General features: G+C 61.9%; 12 protein-coding genes. 9 read left to right on the forward strand and 3 right to left on the reverse strand.

Annotated elements, in window-relative coordinates:
- Positions 1-16 precede the first annotated feature (16 nt).
- From BGE01nite_RS22885 to BGE01nite_RS22910, 6 genes are all read left to right on the forward strand, one after another.
- Positions 17-454: a VOC family protein gene (locus BGE01nite_RS22885; protein WP_146854081.1), complete on the forward strand. Its 438-nt coding sequence runs from the start codon at positions 17-19 to the stop codon at positions 452-454.
- A 37-nt stretch (positions 455-491) separates the two neighbouring features.
- Positions 492-920 (forward strand): VOC family protein, encoded by a 429-nt coding sequence (locus tag BGE01nite_RS22890; protein WP_146854082.1) that lies wholly within the window; start codon positions 492-494, stop codon positions 918-920.
- Positions 921-972: 52 nt separating this feature from the next.
- Complete coding sequence (locus BGE01nite_RS22895; RefSeq protein WP_146854084.1) at positions 973-1,473, forward strand: VOC family protein; 501 nt, start codon at positions 973-975, stop codon at positions 1,471-1,473.
- A 96-nt stretch (positions 1,474-1,569) separates the two neighbouring features.
- A complete protein-coding gene (locus tag BGE01nite_RS22900; RefSeq protein ID WP_146854086.1) occupies positions 1,570-2,025 on the forward strand; it encodes an SRPBCC family protein in 456 nt (151 codons plus the stop codon).
- Positions 2,026-2,067: 42 nt separating this feature from the next.
- Positions 2,068-2,448 (forward strand): hypothetical protein, encoded by a 381-nt coding sequence (locus BGE01nite_RS22905; protein ID WP_146854088.1) that lies wholly within the window; start codon positions 2,068-2,070, stop codon positions 2,446-2,448.
- Positions 2,449-2,500: 52 nt separating this feature from the next.
- Positions 2,501-2,863, forward strand: a complete 363-nt coding sequence (locus BGE01nite_RS22910) for a DUF1428 domain-containing protein (RefSeq protein WP_146854090.1) — start codon at positions 2,501-2,503, stop codon at positions 2,861-2,863.
- Positions 2,864-3,162: 299 nt separating this feature from the next.
- Here BGE01nite_RS22910 and BGE01nite_RS22915 read toward each other — a convergent pair whose 3' ends face one another.
- From BGE01nite_RS22915 to BGE01nite_RS22925, 3 genes are all read right to left on the reverse strand, one after another.
- Positions 3,163-15,975 (reverse strand): beta strand repeat-containing protein, encoded by a 12,813-nt coding sequence (locus BGE01nite_RS22915; RefSeq protein ID WP_170266991.1) that lies wholly within the window; start codon positions 15,973-15,975, stop codon positions 3,163-3,165.
- A gap of 199 nt (positions 15,976-16,174) precedes the next feature.
- The gene (locus BGE01nite_RS22920) at positions 16,175-17,653 is read right to left on the reverse strand and encodes a sulfatase family protein (RefSeq protein ID WP_170266992.1); all 1,479 of its coding nucleotides are present in this window, start codon (positions 17,651-17,653) and stop codon (positions 16,175-16,177) included.
- An 8-nt stretch (positions 17,654-17,661) separates the two neighbouring features.
- Positions 17,662-19,047 (reverse strand): sulfatase family protein, encoded by a 1,386-nt coding sequence (locus BGE01nite_RS22925; protein ID WP_170266993.1) that lies wholly within the window; start codon positions 19,045-19,047, stop codon positions 17,662-17,664.
- A gap of 232 nt (positions 19,048-19,279) precedes the next feature.
- Here BGE01nite_RS22925 and BGE01nite_RS22930 point away from each other — a divergent pair, with 232 nt between their 5' ends.
- From BGE01nite_RS22930 to BGE01nite_RS22940, 3 genes are all read left to right on the forward strand, one after another.
- Positions 19,280-20,251, forward strand: a complete 972-nt coding sequence (locus BGE01nite_RS22930) for a peptidylprolyl isomerase (RefSeq protein ID WP_170266994.1) — start codon at positions 19,280-19,282, stop codon at positions 20,249-20,251.
- Between the two features lie 22 nt (positions 20,252-20,273).
- Positions 20,274-20,618 (forward strand): divalent-cation tolerance protein CutA, encoded by a 345-nt coding sequence (cutA, locus tag BGE01nite_RS22935; protein ID WP_146854099.1) that lies wholly within the window; start codon positions 20,274-20,276, stop codon positions 20,616-20,618.
- A 128-nt stretch (positions 20,619-20,746) separates the two neighbouring features.
- A complete protein-coding gene (locus BGE01nite_RS22940) occupies positions 20,747-21,085 on the forward strand; it encodes a hypothetical protein (protein WP_146854101.1) in 339 nt (112 codons plus the stop codon).
- Positions 21,086-21,088: the final 3 nt, after the last annotated feature.

Here is a 21,088-nt window from a genome sequence, read left to right on the forward strand (position 1 = left end):
TTACCTAACCAACATCATGGCACGCGTCAGCACCTACCTGAACTTCCCTCGTTGCACGGAGGAGGCCTTTGCCTTTTACAAGACCGTTTTCAAAACGGAGTATGTCTGCCCCATCGCCCGCTTCGGTGACATCCCGCCGAGTCCGGACTGTCCGCCTGCCGCTGAGGAGGACAAGAACCTGGTCATGCACATCGGCCTGCCGACTCTGGGAGAGCACGTGCTGATGGGCACGGACGCGCCGGAGTCCATGGGTTTTAACTGCAAGCCGGGCACGAATGTCTACATCAACCTCGAGCCAGATACCCGTGAGGAGGCTGAACGCCTCTTCAACGAGCTGTCCGCAGGAGGCAAGGTGGAGATGCCGCTGCAAGACATGTTCTGGGGCGCCTACTTCGGCTCCTTCTCGGACAAGTTCGGCATCCAGTGGATGGTCAACTGCAGCCAGCCCAAGTGATTCACCCTTCAAGCCTAACATCAAACACAACAAATCTATGTCGAAACCCGTTGTTCAATCCTATCTCTTCTTCAATGGCAACTGTGAGGAAGCTCTCGAGTTTTACAAGACCGCCCTCGGTGCGAAGGTGGACATGGTCATGCGCTTCAGCGACAGCCCGGAGCCGTGCACGGAGATGCAGCTTCCTCCAGGGCATGAAAACAAGATCATGCACGCCAGCTTCCACGTGGGCGACACGATGATCATGGCTTCGGATGGCTGTGGTGAGGCGCAGGCCTTTGCCGGTTTCTCACTTTCACTCGCTCTCGGCACCGAGGCGGAGGCAGACAAGTATTTCAACGCGCTGGCCGAAGGCGGCGAGGTCACCATGCCGCTGGGCAAGACCTTCTGGTCACCGCGCTTCGGCATGCTGAAGGACAAGTTCGGCATGGGCTGGATGATCAATGTGATCCCGGTCGAGCCATGACCGGCCTGCCATCCTGAAGAAAACAAAAACTACAACCTCCACCGCCCTCCTTATGCAAAGGATCAATCCCTGTCTGTGGTTCAGCAACAGCGCTCAGGAGGCGGTGGAGTTTTACCGCTCGGTGTTCAAGGACCTCAAGGTTCTGCGCAAGACCTACTACCCCGATGTGCCCTCCGGTTCCGAAGGGGCACCGACGCTGCCCCCGGCAGGTACGTTGCTGACGCTGGACTTCGAGCTCTTCGGCCAGCTCTACACCGCGCTGAACGGTGGGCCGGACTTCCCCTTCACGGAAGCCATCTCCCTGGTCGTGAATTGCAAGGACCAAGAGGAGATTGACTGCTACTGGGAAGCGCTGCTCGCGGGTGGCGGCCAGGAATCCCAGTGCGGCTGGCTTCGGGACAAATTTGGCCTCTCGTGGCAGATCGTGCCGATCGAGATGACGGAAATCCTGGTCCAGAATGATCCCGGTGCCTGCTCCCGCATGATGCAGGCGATGTTCACGATGGTGAAGCTGGACATCGCCACTCTCCGGAAGGCTGCCGAGGGGTCGTAACCGACCGCCTTTTCCCTTTCGTGTAGCGTTTTTGACGACCCTGGCATCCGCGCGGGAACCTGAGTCGTTATTCAAAACCGTCAAAACTCCCGAACCATGCCTCAGCAAACTATTCTCCCGGCCGAGGGCAACGAGATCGTCAGCACCCGCGTGTTTGACGCTACCTGCGAACAGCTCTTTGAGGCCTTCAGTGATCCCCAGCGCCTCCAGCAGTGGTGGGGGCCGCAGGGCTTTACCAACACCTTTGAAGTCTTCGAGTTCCAGCCCGGAGGCTCCTGGCGCTTCACCATGCATGCTCCAGAAGGGGCCAAGTACGCGAACGTGTCACGCTTCCTCGAGATCGAGAAGCCTGCGCGCATTGTGCTTGAGCATCTGGAGCCGGTGCACTGGTTTCAGATGACGATGACCCTGGACGAGGAGGGCGCAGGCAGCCGCCTCACCTGGCGAATGCGATTCAAGACCGAGGAAGAGGTGATGAAAATCGGCCGCTTCATCACCGCCGCCAATGGCGAGAACTTTGACCGCCTGCAGGCGCACCTCGGCCAGTCTTGACTTTCTTTTTGCTCTCCCAACCTCAGACACACCTAACTACTTATGAAAATCGCAGCCGCCATCGCCGGAATCCTTCTCGGAGGATTGTTCATCATGTCCGCCTCCATGGTCCTTTTCAAACTCGCTCCCATGCCGGAGATCCCGAAGGACACGCCACCCTATCATTTTATGACCGCCGTCGGGCCCACGGGTTACATGACGATGGTGAAGATTGTGGAGCTGCTGGGCGGCCTGATGGTGCTGGTTCCGAAGACACGAAACATCGGCCTGCTCTTCCTTGGCCCGGTGATCGTGAACATCGTGGCATTCCATCAGTTCGTGGCCAAGGACGGCATCTTCCAGCCCATGCTGCTGGGGATTGCGGCGCTTTCACTGTTCCTGCTGTGGGTGGAGCGCGCGCGCTGGAAGGCGCTCGTGGCCTGATCACTCGCTCTTCAGTCTAACCAACAAAACAACCAACCAAGGAGATCACATCATGCCCAACTACGTTGACGGATTTGTACTGCCCGTGCCGAAGGATAACCTTGACCGTTACAAGAAGGTCGCGAAGAAGGCCTCCAAGATCTGGATGGAGCACGGAGCGCTGGCCTACTTTGAATGCGTGGGCGACGACATGGAGGCGGAACACATGACCCCCTTTCCAAAGCTGGTGAAGACCAAGCCGGACGAGGTGGTGGTGTTTTCCTGGGCCGTCTTCAAGTCACGCAAGGACCGGGACAAGGCGAACAAGGCCATCATGGCCGATCCACGCATCCAAGGCATGTGTGAGGAGACCAAGGGCATCTTTGAGTGCAAGCGCATGGCCTACGGTGGGTTCAAGGTGATGGTGGAAGGGTGAGCGTGACAGCGTTTTAAGGCGTGCCGGGTGCATTGAAGTATGCGTTCGGCACGCTTTTTGTTGGGGGGATCTTGGTGCGCGCGAGAGCGACATGGACTGCGGCAGCCTGCTGCCGCTATAGTGTTGGGCAGCCGAGCTGCCGGGGGGAAAAGCCCCGATTCAACGCCTGACATTTCTGTGTTGGCGACGGCCAGCAGGGCTGGCCTGGAGAAAGCGGCAGCAGGGCTGCCGCAGTCCATATAGGGCCATGTGCGGCTCGCAGAACTTGTGGGTAAATCAGGGGCTCGCCACCTTCACGCTCAATCCTGCCGGCGGCGGCGGAAGAACATGGCGGCGAGGGCGAAGGCGATGAGCAGCATCCGGGAGGGTTCGGGGATGGCGACGACGACGACGGAGCCGGATGTGGCGAAGCGGCTGATGTCCCAGGCATAGCCGCTGGCGCTGATGTCAGGCAGGTCGAACTGCGAGCCATTGTCAGCGGTGCCATCACGGTAGTTGTTGCCGAAGCTGAAGGAACTGAAGTTCGTGGAGATGAGAGCGCTCCAGTCGATGAGATTGAAGACCTGGCCGAGGGCAGGGGTGAAGGCGGTGCCGCTGACGCTGATGTTACCACTGAAGGTGAGCGTGCCGCTGGTGCTGGCATTGAAGGTCAGGAGATCATGGCTGCCGCTGCCAAGGCCGGTGCTGAAGCTGTCCACCCAGGCATTGTAACCGGCTGAACCCAGTTCGTTGCCGCCGTAGGTGGCATCGGTGACGTTCGGGGTGGAGATGCCGAGGAGGAGGTTGCTGCCGGACTGGAAGTCAAAGCTGCCGATGGCGGCGGCTGGACTGAAGGCCAGGGTGCCAAGGCTGCCGACTGCGGTGGAATCTCCCGCATGAATGGTGGAGCCACTCTGGGCGATGAAGCTGCTGCCGCGCACCAAGCCGGAGCCGAGCAGCGTGCCACCATTCATCACGGTGACTGCGCCTGTACCGGTCTGGCCGACGCCGCTGGAACCGACCTGCAGAGCACCTGCGCTGACGGTGGTGACACCGGCGTAGGTGTTGGCGGCGGTGAGCGTGGTGGTGCCAGCGCCAGCCTGCACGAAGCTGCCGGAGCCGGTGATGGCGGAGCCGCTGAAGTGGGTGCCCTGCACCACGGCGTTGCTGCGGTTGATGACGAAGCTGCCGTTGTTGGTGATGGTGCTGCTGGTGGCGAGTGCACCGGTGGTGCCGCCATCACCCAGCTGGAGCGTGCCAGCGCTGATGGTGGTGGTGCCGGCGTAGCCATTGTCAGCGGTGAGGATGGTGGTGCCGCTGCCTGCCTGGATGAAGGCACCGCTGCCGTTGATGGTGTTGCTGACCGTGTAGGAGTTGCTGCGGTTGACGGTGAGGGTGGCGTTGTTTGTCACGGTGCCGCTGCCGAGGGTGCCGGTGGTGGAGCCGCTGCCGACCTGGAGAGTGCCGGCGCTGATGGTGGTGCCGCCGGTGTAGGTGTTGGTGCCTTCCAGGATGAGCGTGCTGGCCGTGGTCTTGGTGAGACCAGCGCCGCCATTGAGCTCAGCGAGGTTTTGGAGGGTGCCGCTCTGGGCGTTGAAAGTGATCAACGCGCTGGCAGCTCCGATGCTGCCCGCCGTCATGTCGAGCGTGCCTCCCTGCAGGTTGATAACCGCGTTTTCCGTGCCGACGCCGTTGGTGTAGGCGATGTTGCCACCAACGGTGAGCAACCCGCCGGTGAGATTGAGGGTGTTGTTGATGATGTTCACCGCGTTGGCCGTGGTGTTGCCCATGCTGATGTTTCCAGTCACGTTCAGGGCTCCGCCGCTGATGTTGATGGTGGAAATTGCGTTGGTGGCGGCGACGACCGTGGCGGCAGACGAGTTCACCGCCATGTTCAGGGTGCCGATGGTTAGACCAGCCGTGCCCGCGACGTTCAGCGTGGACTTGGTGACCGCGGCTTCGGTGGCGTCATTGATCGCCGTAGCGCCGGTGATCGTGCTGGTGCCCATGTTGAGCGTGGTGATGCTGTTGGTGCCGGCACCATTGAACGTGAGGGTGGAAAGAGCCACCCCGGCGGATGCTGCTGTGGTGTTGGAGTTGTTACTCATCGTCACAGTGGCAAAGCTGGTGGTGCCGCCGCCGAAGGTGGCGCTGGAAACCGTGTCGCCCGTGGTGAGCGAACTGCCGCCGCGATTGCTCATCACGGTGTTGCCGGTGACGGTGAAATTCCCGGCATCAAAGGTCAGGGTGGCCGTGGAGACTGCGGTGTTCGCGGTGGCAGTCGACGTGCGGGAGGCCATCGTCAGCGTGCTTAGGAGCACATCGGCGTTGTGGCCGGCCAGGGAAAGGACAGCGGTGTTGCCGGCATTGGTGGAGCCGCTGGTATTGACCATGTTGAGGGCGGCGGCGCTGGTGCCGTCATAGGCGCGGATGATGACGCTACCGTTGGTGGCGTGGGCGAAGTTCAACTGGCCGCTGGCGCGCCGTGCCCCGGTGCCGCTGTCGCGGCCGCCCAGATCGATGGAGCTGGCATTGATCGTGGTGAGGCCGGTGCCCATCGTGATCGTGTTGAACTGTCCGGCATTGTTGCCATGAACCGTGTTTCCGCCAATGTCGAGGGTGCCTGCCTTGATGGTGCTGTCGGTGGCCAGCAGCACGTTCGTAGATGTGTCGTTGCTTGAGCCTACGATGTCCGAGCTGCCGAGGCGGAATGCACCGGCGCTGCCGAGATCGGCGGTGAAGGTCGCCAGTGAGCTCATGTCCAGCGTGTTGGGCTGGGCGGTGACGCTGTTGGCACTGCCGCCGACGCGGAAGGTGAGTCCGGGGGCCGTGACATTCCAGGTTCCAGCGCCGGCCACGTTGAGACGGCTGCCGCCGGTGGAGGTGCCTGAGTTGCCGATGATGACATTGCCAGTGGTGGTGAGCGTTTTGCCCGAGCCGATATTGATCACATTGGCCGTGGGCGTGTTGGTCTGGGAGGTCAGCCCGGTGATGGTGAGGTTGTTGGAAGCCAGATTCAGCGTGGCGGGCGTGCTGCTCGTGGAAGTGGCGCCGAAAATCAGACCGCCAGCGAGGGAGGCGTCGCTGGTGATGTTGGTGATGCCGTTGTCGAGGGTGAGGGCACCGGAGAAGTTGCTGGCGGCCACGCTGCTCAGCCCGGAGAGCACGAGAGTGCCTGTTCCGGCCTTGGTGAGGCCAAAGCCGCCGGTGATGCCGCCAGCCACGGTCAGGGTGTTGGCGCTGACAGTCGCCGTGGAGGCGGCGTCGAGCGTGACGAGGCCTGTGCCAAGGTTGAGGCTGTTGCTACCGGTGAAGGTGAAGGCGCCAGCCCAGCTCTGGGCGTTGTTGGTGGCCAGGGTCACGGCCCCGCCCGTGGTGTTGTTGAAGGTGCCGCCATTGATCGTGAAGACACCGGTGCCGAGGGCGCCGACATGGGCGATGTTCAGCGTGGTGCTGGCAGCCATGGTGACACCGCCCGCCGCTCCGGAATTGTTTCCGGCGAGAGTCAGGGTGCCTGCGGTGAGGTTGGTCAGCCCGTCGTAGCCGTTCGCTCCGTTAAGCACCAGCGTTCCGGTGCCAGCCTTGGTCAGCACATAGGCGGAGGTTCCGTCATCGATCACGCCGCCCACTGTGAGTGTGTTGCTGACTGTGGCGGTCACATTGCCGCCCATGGTCACGCCTCCGGTGCCGAGGTTGAGATTCTGCGTGCCGCCAAACGTGAAGCCGCCGTTCCAGACCTGGGTGTTGTTGGGGGTCAGTGTCAGAGCCCCGGCGCTGCCGTTGGTGAAGGTGGTTCCGGCTTCAACCGTGAAGGTGCCCGTGCCCAGCGCGGTGGCGCTGTTGAGGTTGAGAGTGCCAGCCACGAGATTGACACCGCCACCGCCGGAGTTAGTCCCGCTGAGCGTCAGGGTGCCCGCGCCGGTCTTGGTCATGCTGCCGGTGAAGGTGACGTTACCGCCAACTGTCAGCGAGGAACCGTTGGCGCCGCCGCCGATGACTTCCCAGGTCTGGGTCGTCGCGGCGACCACCGGAGCACCGATGGTGATGGCTCCGGCGTTAGTGGCGACGGAAATGCCGTTGTTGGCGCTGAGCGGCGAGAGGGTGAGCGTGCCACTGGTGCCTTGATTGATCGTCACGGAATTCACGCCAGCGGGGTTGGATGTGAACTGAAGACTGTCTGCGGAGAAGTTACCGTCGAGCGTGGTGGTGATGACCGGTCCCGTGGCGTTCGTGGTGCTGAAGACCAGCGTGTCCGTGGCGGAAGGCAGCGCGCCGAGATCAGTGGTGCCGGCGGCGTTGGTGGCCCAGTTGGTGGTGAAGGGGCCGGCACCATTCAAGGTGCTCCAGGAACTGCCGCCGGGTGTCTCATCTCCCTGCCAGTAGCGCAGGCTCAGCGTGCTGGCCGTCAGACGCAGTGTCTGGTTGCTGTTGACGGTGCTGAAGCTGTAGTTGAAGCCGGAGGGCGCGAGGCCCAGCGTGAAGGCCGACGCGTTGAGCGTGCCGCTGGTGACATTGATGAGGTCGTAGTTACCCACGGCGAGTCCGCCGAGGTTGTTGAAGTTGAGCGAAATCACCGGGCTGACGGCCGCACTGCCGGTGACATTGAGCATGTCGTTCACCATGGGGGCGTTGAGGTCGAAACCGAGCATGCTGCCGCTGCCGAGCGTGAGGCCCGTGAGCGCGGTGGAGGTGGCGGTGCCGTCGTAGAGGTTCAATGTGGCGCCACTGGCGACTGAAAGGGCTCCGATGCCCGTGGCGGCCAGCCCGGCCTGCATGAGGCCATCGCTGACGGTGAGATTGCCGCCGTTCAAATTGATCGCTCCGGTGACCTGGAGGCTGCCGGCACCGGTTTTGACGAGGTTGGCGGGTCCGGCGGTGAGAATGCCGCCGGTGGCCTGCACGGTGCTGGTGCTCACGACGACGTCGATCGTGCTGGTGGTGCCGGTGGCGAGAGTGATCTGGCGGTTGGCGGTCAGATCCAGCGTGGTGCCGGCCGGAGTGAAGCGCAGTGTTCCGCCGGAGAGAGTGATGTCGTTGGTGGCGGAGGCATTGCCAATATTGCTGCTGGAGGCGAAGTTCAGCGTGCCACCGGCGACATTGACCACGCCGCTGAAGGTGTTCACGCCGCTGAGGGTGACGACGCCGGACGTGGTCTTGTTGACCCCGGCAGTTCCGGCGAGGATGGCGCTGACCGTGCCATCCTGCAGATCGAAGCTGGCGGCGGAGGTGAGGACGCCGGTGGTTCCGGTGATGCTGCCGTTCTGCAAGGTGACCGTGCCCACGGTGTCAGTGCGGGTGTTGATGTCAAAGATGCCGCCGTTGACTGTCACACTACTGGCATCGGCCAGGACGTTGTTGGCGCCGAGGGTGAGAGTGCCGGCGTTGACGTTGGTGCTGCCGGCGTAAGTGTTCGTGCCTGAGAGCGTGAGGATGCCGGCACCCGTCTTGGTCAGGCCGCCGGAGGTGTTGCCGCCGTTGAAGGCCACCGCGCCCACGGTGGCCTGGGTGGTGTAAACAGTGGTGTTGTCGATGAACGAGACGGTGAGGACGTCGGTGTTCAGGTAGCCGGTGCCGGGGTTGGTGATGGTGTAACTGCCGATCTTGTAGGTGCCGTTGCCGGTGCCGTCATCCACCATGTTGGCGATGGCGGTGGCCCCGGATCCGGTGCCGCCGGAGATGCGCACGATGGGGGCGCTGAGATAGCCGCTGCCCTGCGTGGCGACCGCGATGGACTGCACGCCTTCACCTCCAGGAGCGAGCAAGGCGGCGGGGATGGTGGAGTTCAAGCCATTCGTGTCCACCGTGACGCCGCCGGAGTAAACGTAAGCGCCGCTGCGATTAGCGGCCGTGTCGAGCACGCTGTTGGTGTTGTTCACGCTGATGAGCGTGGTGGAGGCGGCGTTGGTGATGATGGTGCCGCCATTGAGGTTGATCTGCATCAGGTTGGCCGAGCCGCCGGTGGCGGTGCCGTTGGTGATGCCTCCGGCGATGGTGCGGATGGTGCCGCCCGCGCCCAGATTGAAGATGCTGGTGGAGCCGATGGTGGCGGCGTTGCCACGATACACATTGAGCGTGCTCTGGAGGATCATGGTGCCGGTGCCGCGCACGTTGATCACGCCGTAGCTGTTGTTGCTGCCCGCCGTTGAGTTGATGCCGAAATTGGAGTTGCCGCCGGTGAACTGTCCGCCCGAGATGTCCATCACCGAGCTGCCGGAACCGTGGCTGGGCAGGACGTTGGTGTTGATGGTCACCGTGCCGCCGGTCTGGCGGTAGTAGCCGTTGCCGCTGGTGAGGGTGTTGCCAATGGTGAGGCGGTTGGAAGTGATGGAGCCGCCGCTGACCTCGTAGTAGCCGTAGCTTGTGTTGGCCGCACCCAGGCTGAAGATGCCGTTCGCATCCGCCCCCGAGAGGCTGACAGTGCCTGCGGATTGATAAACGGCACCGGCCGAGGTATTCGTGCCCACATCAATGTCGGAGACGGCGACGTTCGCTCCAATGAGGAGGATGCCGCGTCCGCCGGCGCCACTGCCCACGTTGACCTGGTTGTTGGTGGCGATGGGGCTGCTGAGCTGGAGGATGCCGCCTGGCACGGCGGTGGTGCCGGTGTAGGTGTTCGTGCCGCTGAGGGTCAGCATGCCGGTGCCGCCTTTGGAAAGGCTGAGGGTGCCTGCCGCAGCACCGTTCTGGAAGGTGCCGCTGAAGGTGGTGCTGGCCGAGCCGCCGATGCTCAAAGTGACCGACGTGGCGGCGTTGTTTTCCACCGTGCCCGAACCGGAGAGAGAGGCGATGGTGCTGGCGAAGCCGTTCAGCCGCAGCGTGCCGCCCGCATTGACGACATAGGCGGAGTTCTGGGCGAAACCGGTGGCCGACCCGGCGCGAAGGACGCCGCCGTCCACGGTGGTGGTGCCGGTGTAGGTGTTGGTGCCCCCGAGTTGAAGAATGCCGGCGCCCGCCTTGGTCAGACCGATGCCCGTGCCGCTGATGCCGCCGGAGGAGGACAGCACTGAGGCCGCTGCCACCGTCCAGGTCTGGTTCGCACCGAGAATGACCGGCGCGGTGAGATTGATGGCCGCAGGTGCGCCGGTTTGAACTTCAATGCCGGCGGTGGACGCGACCGGCGTGATGGTGAGAGTGCCGGCGGTGCCTGGAGCGATGGTGATGGAGCCGAGCGGGCCGCTTCCAACCTGATTGTTGAAGGTGAGGTCCTTGATGCTGAAGGCACCGTCCAGCGTGGTGCTCAAGGCGGTGCCGGACTGCATGCTGGTGGTGAAGATAACGCTATTGTTCACGCCAGGGGTGCCATTGGCATTCGAGGCGCCGGCCAGATCGGTGGTGAAATTGGTGTTGATCCCGGAAATCCCCATCCAGCTTGTGTTGACGCCGCCGTTCCAATAAAGGTCATTGGTGGTCGTGGTGGCGGTCAGGCGCACCAGGGTGTTCGAGGCCGTCAATGACAAGGTGTAACCACTGAAGCCTGCAGAGAGGCTGCCGATGCCGTAGGTGGCTCCGGACAAGCCGCTGCCTGCGGTGAGCAGGTCGTAGTTTCCGACTCCGAAGCCGGTGAGACTGAGGAGATTGAACACCACGTTGTTGGCCGTGGTGGCAGTTCCCGAGGTCGAGAAGCGGTCGTAGGCCGCAGTGGAGCCGAGCTCCAGGCCCAAGGTGGCCGTGCCGGTGCCTGCTCCGAGGTTCAAAGCGCCAGCGCCCAGATTGAAATGCTGTCCGGTGGTGTTGAGAAGGTTCAAGGTGCCGCCTGCGGCCACGGTCAGCGCACTGAGCGTGGGTGCCGTGGTGGCTCCTCCGGTCATGTTCAGCGTCCCCGCGCTCACCGTCAGCGGGCCGGTGAAGGCGATGTTCGCACCTGTGAGGTTGAGCAATGATGTGGCGGAATTCTGGGTGATGCCGGTGACATTGGAACCGATGTCCGCGCTGATGGTGGTGGTGCCGGTGGCGGTGCTGGAATGGGTGATCGAACCCACAGGATTGATCGCGCCTGTGGCGAGAGTGATCGTGCCCGTGGTGGCCTGGTTAAGAATGGTCACATTGCCGGTGCCCGTGATGCCGCCGGTGAATTGCGAGGCACCTGTCGTCCCGATCTTGCCAAGGACGACATCATGGGTGTTCAAGGTGATGGGTCCGGCGAAATTGACGTTCCCCGTGGTGGTTCCCGCGATGATGGACGCGATGCCTGTGTTCCCTGCTGCGACCGTGATAGGCTGCAGGTAAGCGAAGCTGTTGACCGCGCGGATTGTCGCGTTGGCGTTGCCAGAGCCGGCCCCCAAGGTGATGGGGTTCGTGCTGGCACCAAAGGTGTTGACGTTGTTACCGCCAGTGACGGTGCCCGCTTCAACGATAAGTCCACCATCGAACGTGCTTGCAACAGCTCCCAGAGTCAGGCTGCCGTTGCCCACCTTGGTCAGGGACATGCCAGAACCGCTGATCACACTGGCCGTGGCAATGTTTCCCGCTCCACCCACAGATGTATTGGAGGTGAGGGTGATGCCTGCTGTGGAGGTCAACGTGCCCGCCGTCGTGCCTGCCGCATTGTTCACCCATGCGCCGGTGCCTCCGATGCCAGTGCCCGCGAGATTGAAGGCGGCGATTGTTTCCACTCCGGTCTGTTGATTGTCGAAAACGCCGCCGGACTGGACGGTGATGGTGGCAGTGTTGCCGATGGAGTCAGTGCCACTGCCGATGTTCTGGAGGGTGCCGCCGCTGCCGACATTGATGTTCCCAATCCATCTGGAGGTATTCGTGAGGATGGCCGTGCCTCCATTGACCAGGAGCTGCCCCGTGCCGGTGCTCACGCCGGTGATGGTCAGCGTGCCCGCTCCCTGCTTGGTCACATCGAAATTCCCTGTGGCCACGACCGGGAGAGAGAGGTTCGCGCCAGTCCCCACATTGAAGGTCGGCGCACCGGTGAGGGTGGTCGCGCCGAAGGTCAAACCTGCGATCCCACTGCTGACATTGGCCCCGGCGTTGACCGTCAATGTGCTGGCCCCGATACTCAGCGTTCCCAGCGTGTGCGTGATGGCCGCTTCGGCCGTGGCGCGGTTGGAGATGATGGTGGTGTTGCCTGAGATAGTGGTGGGGTTCGCCAGGATGCTGCTGTTGATGGCGAGATCCAGGGTGCCTCCTGCCAGGGTCAGCGTATTGGTCGCCAGGCCCAGTGCCTGCGGGTTCGCCGCGATGAGCGTGCCTGCGGAAAGAGTGGTGCCGCCGCTGTAAGTATTGATTCCGCTGAGAGTGAGCGTGCCAGTGCCCGCCTTTGTTAGGCCAAAAGCTCCGCTGACAACGCCGCTGACGGTGAGATTGTTCGTCGAGTTGTTCGTCCAGGTCTGCGCGGCCCCGACGGCCACATTCGCGGCAATGGTGCTGGCTGGGACGCTGGCAGCCATCGTAATACCGGTGGCGGAACTGGCCGGGGTGATGGTGAGGGTGTTGCCATCAGCATTCAGACCGAGACCATTGACCGTGTCGGCGATGGTCAGCGTTTTGATTGTCATGTTCGCGCCGAGCACCGTGGCGGTGGGAGCGGTCGTTATGGTCGAGTTGGAGAAGGTGACATCCGCCGCCGCTCCGGGAACGAGGGCTTGGTCCGCGCCTCCCAGCGTGGCCACGAAGTTACTTTGCGTGGTTCCGTTGGAGGCGGCCCACACGTTTGTCGCCCCTGTGAGACCGCCCTTCCAGAAGGCCCCAGTGAGCGCAGTCTGTGCGGTGATGGCCACATCCAAGGTCGAGGCCGTGCGGGAAAGTGCTCCGACCGTGAAATTGCTATTGTTGTAAACCGTTCCCAATGTGGGCACGGCGGCCGGGTTCAATGAACTTCCAGCACCGCCTTGAATCAGCGTGTAGGTGCCGGTAGCAGGAGTGGTGCCGGTGACGCCATAGACATTCACCCGGTGGGCAGCGTTGCTGATGGTCGCCGCGCCTGTGACATTGATTCGTGCACTAGTGGTGGTGGAACCGATGGAGCCGCCGATGACAGTGCTGGCTCCTCCGGTGATGCCCAAGGTGCCCGCCACCGCGAGGGGCGCATCCGTGGCGGCGAAGTAGTTCAGTCCCGCATTGCTGACCGTCACCGCTCCCGCCCCCAAACCCGCTGCGTTGGTCACAATGAGTGTGCCGCCAGTGACTGAAGTGGTGCTTGTGGACGCATTGGTGCCGGACAGGGTCAGCGTTCCCGTGCCGATCTTCGTTAGAGAAATGTGACCACCACTGGTGCCGCCGATAACGATGTTGCCGGGCACATGCATGTTGCCGGTCCCGCTGATGGTCAACGCGCGCACCGTGGTGCTGTCGGGATCGCCGCGCAGACCGCCGGCTAGCACAAGTAGACCTGCATCCGACTGGATGCGGCCCGCTGCATTGTCCACCGTGACCAGGCCAGTGATGGTGTTGTTTCCAGAGATGTTGCGAATGGCTCCGTTAGTGGAAATACCAGTGGCGCTGTTGAGAGTAATCGCCTCGTTAGTGCTGATGCCGCCGACGAGTTCCAGCGCAGCATTGGCCGAAATGCTGGTCACCGCGGATGTGCCGCCCAGCGCTCCGCCATCACTGATACGCACCGTGCCCGCGCTGATGGTGAAGGCGCCCGTGCTGGTCCAGGTATTGGCCACCGTCAGATTCAATGCCCCGACACCACTCTTAGTCAGCGTGGGGTTGGCTGAGCCCGCCAGCAGGATCGCGTCGTTGAAGGTAATGGTGCCGGCAGCATCCAAGGTCGTGTTCGCGTTGTTGGTGTTGAGGGCTGTCCCGATGCCCGGCCGGTCAAAAATAAGCGTGGTTCCGGTGTCAGCCTGAATCTCCGTGGTCGCAGCGGCGACGGTGACGAGACCCGTGTAGGTGTTCGTACCGCTGAGGTTGCGCAACGCACCATTGCTTGAGACGCCCGTGCCGAAAATGGTCAGCGCCTCGTCTGCCACGGTGATGCCGCCGGAAAGCTCCAGGGCTGCGCCCTCCGCCACATTTGTGCTGCCGACGATGGAGCCTAGACCAGCACCATTGACCAGACGGAGCACGCCCGTCTGCACCCCTGTGGTGCCTGTGTAGGTATTCGTCCCGGTCAGAATGGTGGTGGCCCCGGCAATTCCATTCATCACAAGGTCCACCGCACCGCCCCCATTGTTTGCGATGACGGAGTTCACGGTGAGGGTGCCGGTGGCATTGCCATTGGTCAAAATCAGGTCCGCTCCTGCGGCAGTGCCAGTGGTCAAGGTGCCGGAATTGACCGCATCTCCCACGACCAGACTGCCTGCGGTGGCGCCGCGCAGCAGGCCGCCGATGCTGCCGAGCTGCAGCGTATTGCCCGCGCCGATGGCGATGGTGCGCGCGGCGGCATCCGTGACTTGGATGGTGTTGATCACGGTCGTGCCTGCTGTCTGGATCACGTTACCTGTGGAGGTGCTGTCCACCAGCAGGTTGCTTTGAGGAGTGTAGCCTGCCAGGGCGCTGATGTTTGTGGCAGTCACATAAACAAGGTCGCCATTGAAAGCTACGATCTGGCCGCCGCTGATCTGCGCGTAGGACGCGCCATTATTCAGCGTGATGTTCGGCGAGAGCAGCCCACTGCCATTCGTGGTGGTGATGGCTCCCGAGGTCGGCAGGCCAAAATCCACAAAGGCAGTGCCGAAGTTGATCGCCCCCAGCACCAGATTCGTTGTCCCGCCCGCGCCGGAGGTCGCGACGACGCGGTAACGGCTGGCACCAAAAGTGGTTCCATTGAAGGTCTGGCTGTTGGTCTGGGTCGCGTCGCCGGTGATCGTGAGGGTCTGAATGCGCGAGGCGGAGGTGTTGTTCATCGTTAACTCTGAAACTGCGGCGATGAGGTTGGAGGTTCCAGTCGCTGTCACGAAATCCAGGGTCAGCCCGCCGCCGGTTCCATTCAGCGACGTGGGGCCGGTGTAGGTGTTCGTGTTTGTGATGGTCATGACGCCGGTGCCCATCTTGGTGAGCGCCAGTGTGCTGCTCCCCGCGCCGTCCTGGATGACACCGCCCCAGGAGAAGGTTCCGCTGTTCTCACCCAAAGTAAGCACACTGGCGTCGCTCGTGGCCCCGTTGGTCACCAATCCGGTGCCGGTCATGTTGTTGAAGCTTTCATCCTGACCTTGAAGATCGAAGATGCCGTTGTTGGCCAGGTCAACGCCGCTGAAGATCTGGTCGCCATTGGCCTGACCGGTGGTCAGGCGCAAGATGCCCGAACTGCCGATGGTGGAGGAACCGCCCAGCGCCCGCACGGCCGAACCACCCTTGTTCAACTGCACCACGCCAGCGTTGATGATCACCGCCGCCGCTGAATTGTCCGCTGTGCCCGCGAGGATGAGCGTGTTGGTGCCGTCCTTGGTGATCGTCGGGTTACCGGAGGTGCCGTTGGCACGGCGAACGCGGCTGAGGGTGATGTCTCCCGTTCCGTTCACCGTGAAGGCACCAACGCCATCAAAGTTGATGTCGCCTGTGATGGCCGCCGCCGCACCGGTATTGGTCAGGATCGACGTGACGCTGCCAAACCCGTCCGAGAAGGTCGTCGTGCTCTGCCCGAACTGCTCGGCGATGGTTTGGCCGTTCAAGTCCAGGATCGCGTCAGTAGCCACGATGGTGTGATTGAGATTGCCCGTTGCACCCAAAGCCGCCGCATTCCCCAGTTTCACCGTTCCCGCGCTGATCGTGGAGATGCCTGTGAAGGTGTTCACGCCGTTGAGCACCAAGGTTCCGGTCCCGCTCTTGGTGAAACCGCCCGAAGTGTTTGCCAGGATCGAGTCAATGGTTCCCGTCAGCCCGGCTCCCACCGTCAGCGCCGCAGCGGTCGTGCCGAAGTTCAGTGTTCCCCCGCTGAGCGTCACGGTTCCCTCCTCAAAGGTCAGCCCGCCGATGCTCTGCGTGCCGCCGACTGTCACCGTGTAGATGCCTGTGGCGTCAGTGCCTGCGGCGAAGGTCAAGATGTCCGTCGCGTTTGTCGTGGCGGAAAGTGTGCCCACACCGCCGGTGGAGTCAGTGTTTAAAAACAGGTTAACGCCATCCCATAGGCCGGTGGGGGTGGCACCGCCCGCGCCGGCCGTGGTGCCATTGATGTCCCAGTAATAGGTGATTGCTTGTAGCGGCTGGACGATCTGCCAGAAGGCGAGCAGAAGGGTCATGAAGGAGGCAACGAGCCTGCGGTACAGTCGGAAAAATGGCATGGTTGGGGGGCGAGTTGGAAGGGGGGCGCCGGGAAGCACGCAGGATGCGTATTTTCAGGGTTCTAAGCAATCTTTTTGGCGGATCTCAGGACACAAAAAGGCAGGAAAATTCTCGCCGATGACAGCAAGTTTTCTGACTGGGGTGGCGGGGGCCGGATCAGCGGGCTTTTTTCTTCTCCTCGGCTTCGCGCATGCGCTGCACCTTGGGCTTGTAACCGGCGGAGAGATTGACCTGGCTGGAGCGCAGGTGCGTGAGCAGTTTTTCACGCATTTTGTTCAGTGTTTCCAGGTGTTCTGGTTTTTCGGAAAGATCGGTCATTTCCAGCGGATCTGTTTGGAGATCGAAGAGGAACTCGCGCTGCTCATCGGCCCAGTATTTGTAGCGTGAATCGCGGGCCATCATGCGCAGCGGGGCGCGGTCGCCGATCTCGCTGATGGCGATGGGGCGGACGCTTTCTTTTTCGCCCTTGGCAATGGGGAGGAGGGACTTGGCAAAGCGGCCGGGGCTGAGCTCTCCGCCGACGGCTTCGACGATGGTGGGATACACGTCCATCATCTGCACGGGGGCCTTGCTGCGGCCGGTTTTGACCTGGCCGGGCCAGCGGACAAGCAGGGGGACGCGCACGGCTTCTTCATAAAAACGTCCTTTGGTGAGGTAGCCGTGGCCGCCCATCATCTCGCCATGATCAGCGGTGACACAGACGAGCGTTTTGTCCCAGGTGCCACGGGCTTTCAGGGCTTCGGCGAGACGGCCGACGCAGTCATCCACAAGCGTGAGCTTGCCGAGGTAGTTTGCGAGCATGCGGCGGGTGGAGGCGTGGTTCATGGCGCGGCCTTCACGCAGATATTTTTCCGCCACGTTGCCCGGCAGCGTGAGCTTTTCGGGATCGTACATCGTGGCGTAATCACCGGGCGCATCGAGAGGCGGGTGCGGTGAATGCAGGCTGACGACGAGACACAAGGGCTTGTCCTTGGGCTGGGCGCGGATGAAGTCCACGGCGAGGTTTGAGGTGACGACATCGTGGTAGTCTTCAGGGCCGACGACGCTGGCGCGCGGCTCCATCTCGCCCTTGATGTAGCGGTCATGCAGATCATTGGCCACCTTCTCCAGCAGGCCCTTCTTCTTCAGATGGTCGGCATAAGCATCACGCGCGTTTGTGGAGTCAGGCGGGCCGGAGATGTCCTCGACGTGATCGAGGCCTAACGATTTGAAGAAAGCGCCGCTGTTCTTGAACTCGTCATGCCAGGCAGGACCTGCGGTCCAATGAGTCTTGCCAATCTGCGCGGTGGTGAAGCCGGCGTTCTTGATGTCGTGAAACATCGGCACGTTCTCCGCCTTGGGATAATACTGCGCACCATTGCCCCAGAGGTCATGGCCTGCATTGTGCGGATAGAGGCCGGTAAGCAGGGAAACACGTGCTGGCATGCACACGGGGGACGTGGTGTAACAGGCATCAAAGATCATGCCTTCACGTGCGATGCGGTCGAGGTTCGGCGTGCGCACCTCGGGGTTGTCCCAGCTGGTGTAACGAGGGCTCCACTGATCCGCGATGATGACGAGGACGTCCGGTTTTTCCTGGCCTAACAGTGTATTGGAAATGAGGATGAGCGAGAGGGCGAGGAGGGTGTTTTTCATGTCTCGGATCACTCTTCTTTGTCTCCTTTGGAAGATTTCATGGCGCGCTTGTTCTGGCGCATTTTGCTCAAACATTCTGCGGGCAGCGAGGCGGGGAGCGTGGCTTTCCAGGCATCCAGTCTGGTGGTGAGTTGCTGGACGATCTCAGGTTTCTCGCTGGCGAGGTTTTTCTCCTCTCCAGCATCTTTGGTTAGGTCGTAGAGCTCCACGCGCTTCGCGTCGTCCTTCAGCAGCTTGAAGTCACCATCATGGATGGCCCAGCGTGCCCAGTTCGTCGGTGGACGATCGGTGCCGGTCCAGTCCCAGAAGATGGGTTTGGTGCGCTTCACTTCCGTGCCTTTGAAGGCAGTGAGCATGTCCTCGCCATCGCCTTCATAACCCTCAGGAAGCTTCACGCCAGTGGCCGCACAGACGGTGGGCAGGAGATCCGTGGCGCTGAGGCGCGTGGTCTTGTCCACACGACCTGCGGGGACTTGGCCGGGCCAGCGGACGATGAAGGCGGTGTTCGTGCCGCCTTCATGCAGGCTGCGCTTGCGACCTTTGTGACCGCCGGTCTCGCCGATGCTGTAGTAGCCGCCGTAGCCGCTGCCCATTTTCTTGTTGGTCGGGTGAGTGTTTTCGGGGCCGTTGTCGCTGGAGAAGACGACGAGGGTGTTTTCCTCAAGCCCGAGTTCCTTCAGCTTGGCGAGGATGATGCCGACGCCGCGATCCGCATCTGTGGCCACGGCAGCATAGATGCGCTGGCGCTCATCGAGATGCGCATAAGCTTTGAGCGATTCCTCGCTGGGATGATGGGCGAGGTGGGTCTCGTGCATCCAGACATTGAGGTAGAAGGGCTTTTCACGGTTCCGCTGGAGGAAGTCGGTGGCAGCGGCCCAGATCTCATGATCGGTGATGGTCTTCTCGATCTCAGGGTGGGCGGTTCCGGCGAAGAGGGCGGCTTCCATGACACCGTAGGCGGCGGGGAGCGGGCCGTCCTTGGCCTGACCGCTCTGGAGATGCCATTTGCCGACATGGCCGGTGACATATCCGGCGCTCTGCATGAGGCGGGGCAGGGTGGCTGCCTTCACATCCAGCCAGTCCACCATGTTCCATTCGATGTTTTTGGAGATGGCTCCGATGGCACCCTTGATGCCGAAGCGGGCAGGGAACTTGCCCGTCATGAAGCCAGCACGGCTGGGGGAGCAGACCGGGCTGGCGGTATTGAAGCCCTGGAAGTCCGTGCCCTGGGCGGCGAGGGAGTCGATGTTCGGGGTCTTGATGTAGCCGTTGCCGTGGCAGGAGAGGTCTCCCCAGCCGAGGTCATCCGCGAGGATGAAGACCACGTTCGGTGGCGCGGCGTGGCTGAGGGAGCAGAGGCTGAGGGAGAGGAGGGTGGTCAGCAGGCGTTTCATGGCGGCGGCGCGGGGAAACGTGACTGAGGGGCGGATCATACGAAGAAGACACGGAGACACGGAGAGGGGAGACGCGGAGAATTTATGATTTATGATTCACGATTTATGATGGGGGATGTGGGATTGAGAATGGTCAGAGTCCCCACAAAGAGGAGGGTGGAGGGAGGCGGGAAGGGCAGTTTTGCCCTTGCCAGAGGGGCTGGGGATGATATGCGTCCGTTTCCCTCACGTCATGGTATCGACTCGCAAAACTCTGCTCACTCTGGCCGCATCCCTGGGACTGGCCTCCGCCGTTTTGGCTCAATCTAGCAGCAATGGCATCGCTGCCGTGGTGAACGGACAGGTCGTCACAAAATCTGAGGTGCGTGACGCGGTGAACGCGCAGGAGCAGATGCTGCGGTTTCAGCACCAGAATGACCCGACCGTGCTTCAGCGTGAGCTGGCGAATCTGCACGCGACGGCGCTGGACAGCCTGATCGACCGCGAGCTGGTGCTGGCGGAGTTCAAGCGCATGGGTGCCCAGATCAAGGCGCAGTGGGTGGACGATGATGTGAACGGAATCATCCGCGAGAGCTTCAAGGGCGACCGCGACGCCTTTGTGAAGGAACTGGCGAAGAACGGCATGACGCTGAAAAAGTTCCGCGAGATGCGCGAGAAGATGATGATCGTCTCCGCGATGCGCGGCAAGCAGGCCAGCAATGACACGCCAGCCACGCCGAAGGAGATCGAGGAGTATTACAAGAAGCACATCGATAGCTGGCGCTCCGGCGGCATGGTGAAGCTCAGCCGCATGGTCATCCAGAAGTACAGCGGCGAGGCCGGCACAAGTCCGGAAGGCCAGCGGAAGATCGCCGAGGAGCTGCGCCGCAAAGTGCTGTCGGGGGCGGATTTTGCCAAGACGGCCCGAGGCTATTCCCCAGACTGCCTTTATGAAGATGACTGGGTAGCCCGCGACCAAATGAAGCCCTCCATCGCCAACGCTGCGTTCAGTCTGAAGCAGGGCGAGGTGAGCGACATCATCGACGAAGAAGGCTTTTACATCATCATCGCCTGCGAGGCAGTGAAATATGGCGCTGCGAAGTCCCTGGAAGACGTGCGTCCGGAGATCGAACGGGCGATTCATTCCGAGAAGAACAAGGGCACGCTGGACAAGTGGATGGACGGCCTGCGCAAGCGCTCCGTGATCAAGAAGTTCGGCTGGTAAGCCACATTCTGAAAGGCAGGTCATGTCTGACGTGCGCTTGGTTCTCTGCACCTTTCCTGATGTGGAAAAGGCGCGGGAGATCGGCGCGAAGCTGGTCGAGGAGAGGCTCGCCGCCTGTGTGAATCTGCTGCCCGGCGTGGAGTCCATCTACCGCTGGCAGGGCGTGGTGGAGAGCAGCGCGGAGGTGCTGGCGATTTTCAAAACGACGGCCGATGGCTGGGCGGCTTTTGAAGCGAGGCTGAAGGAACTGCATCCCTATGAGGTGCCGGAGATCATCGCGGTGGAACCTGATCAGGTCACCGCAGCTTATGCGAAGTGGGTGGGGGAGTCGGTAGGAGCTGCGCGGATGTCGGAGGCAGGTGAATGAAGTGATGGGGGATCTCCACTGGCTGAGTCAGCGGTTTGACGCCGTGGAAAATCACGACACTTGTTTGACCATGCCGGGCTGGGACAGTAGAGACTCGACCTGTCGGATCTGCCGTCACGTGTTTTGCCATGAAGCCTGAACCACCCAGCAGCACAGACAAGGCTGTGGAGCGTGATATCGCCTCCCACATCTTCAGCACTTCAGCGATGATGATGGGCCTGTGCCTGACGGTGATCAGCCTGATGGATGTCCGCAGCGGCACCAACCGCCTCGCCACGGTGGTGGACGATATCATCGCGCTGGATGCGCTGTTTTTTCTGGTCTCATGCTTCCTGAGTTATGGGGCGCTGCGCTCCCGGAGAGTGAGGCGAATGCACCATGTGGAGGCTTTCGCCGATGGGGTTTTCCTCATTGGCATGGCGGGCATGGGGGTGGCCTGTGTGCTGTTTGTCTGGACCATTTTCTGAGCC

It is taken from the genome of Prosthecobacter gellanilyticus (assembly GCF_007992435.1).
Classification (GTDB): Bacteria; Verrucomicrobiota; Verrucomicrobiia; order Verrucomicrobiales; family Verrucomicrobiaceae; genus Prosthecobacter; species Prosthecobacter gellanilyticus.

Coding starts and splice junctions, on each gene's coding strand:
- BGE01nite_RS22885 (WP_146854081.1), top strand. CDS start 17: ATGGCACGCGTCAGCACCTACCTGAACTTCCCTCGTTGCACGGAGGAG.
- BGE01nite_RS22890 (WP_146854082.1), top strand. CDS start 492: ATGTCGAAACCCGTTGTTCAATCCTATCTCTTCTTCAATGGCAACTGT.
- BGE01nite_RS22895 (WP_146854084.1), top strand. CDS start 973: ATGCAAAGGATCAATCCCTGTCTGTGGTTCAGCAACAGCGCTCAGGAG.
- BGE01nite_RS22900 (WP_146854086.1), top strand. CDS start 1,570: ATGCCTCAGCAAACTATTCTCCCGGCCGAGGGCAACGAGATCGTCAGC.
- BGE01nite_RS22905 (WP_146854088.1), top strand. CDS start 2,068: ATGAAAATCGCAGCCGCCATCGCCGGAATCCTTCTCGGAGGATTGTTC.
- BGE01nite_RS22910 (WP_146854090.1), top strand. CDS start 2,501: ATGCCCAACTACGTTGACGGATTTGTACTGCCCGTGCCGAAGGATAAC.
- BGE01nite_RS22915 (WP_170266991.1), bottom strand. CDS start 15,975: ATGACCCTTCTGCTCGCCTTCTGGCAGATCGTCCAGCCGCTACAAGCA.
- BGE01nite_RS22920 (WP_170266992.1), bottom strand. CDS start 17,653: ATGAAAAACACCCTCCTCGCCCTCTCGCTCATCCTCATTTCCAATACA.
- BGE01nite_RS22925 (WP_170266993.1), bottom strand. CDS start 19,047: ATGAAACGCCTGCTGACCACCCTCCTCTCCCTCAGCCTCTGCTCCCTC.
- BGE01nite_RS22930 (WP_170266994.1), top strand. CDS start 19,280: ATGGTATCGACTCGCAAAACTCTGCTCACTCTGGCCGCATCCCTGGGA.
- cutA (WP_146854099.1), top strand. CDS start 20,274: ATGTCTGACGTGCGCTTGGTTCTCTGCACCTTTCCTGATGTGGAAAAG.
- BGE01nite_RS22940 (WP_146854101.1), top strand. CDS start 20,747: ATGAAGCCTGAACCACCCAGCAGCACAGACAAGGCTGTGGAGCGTGAT.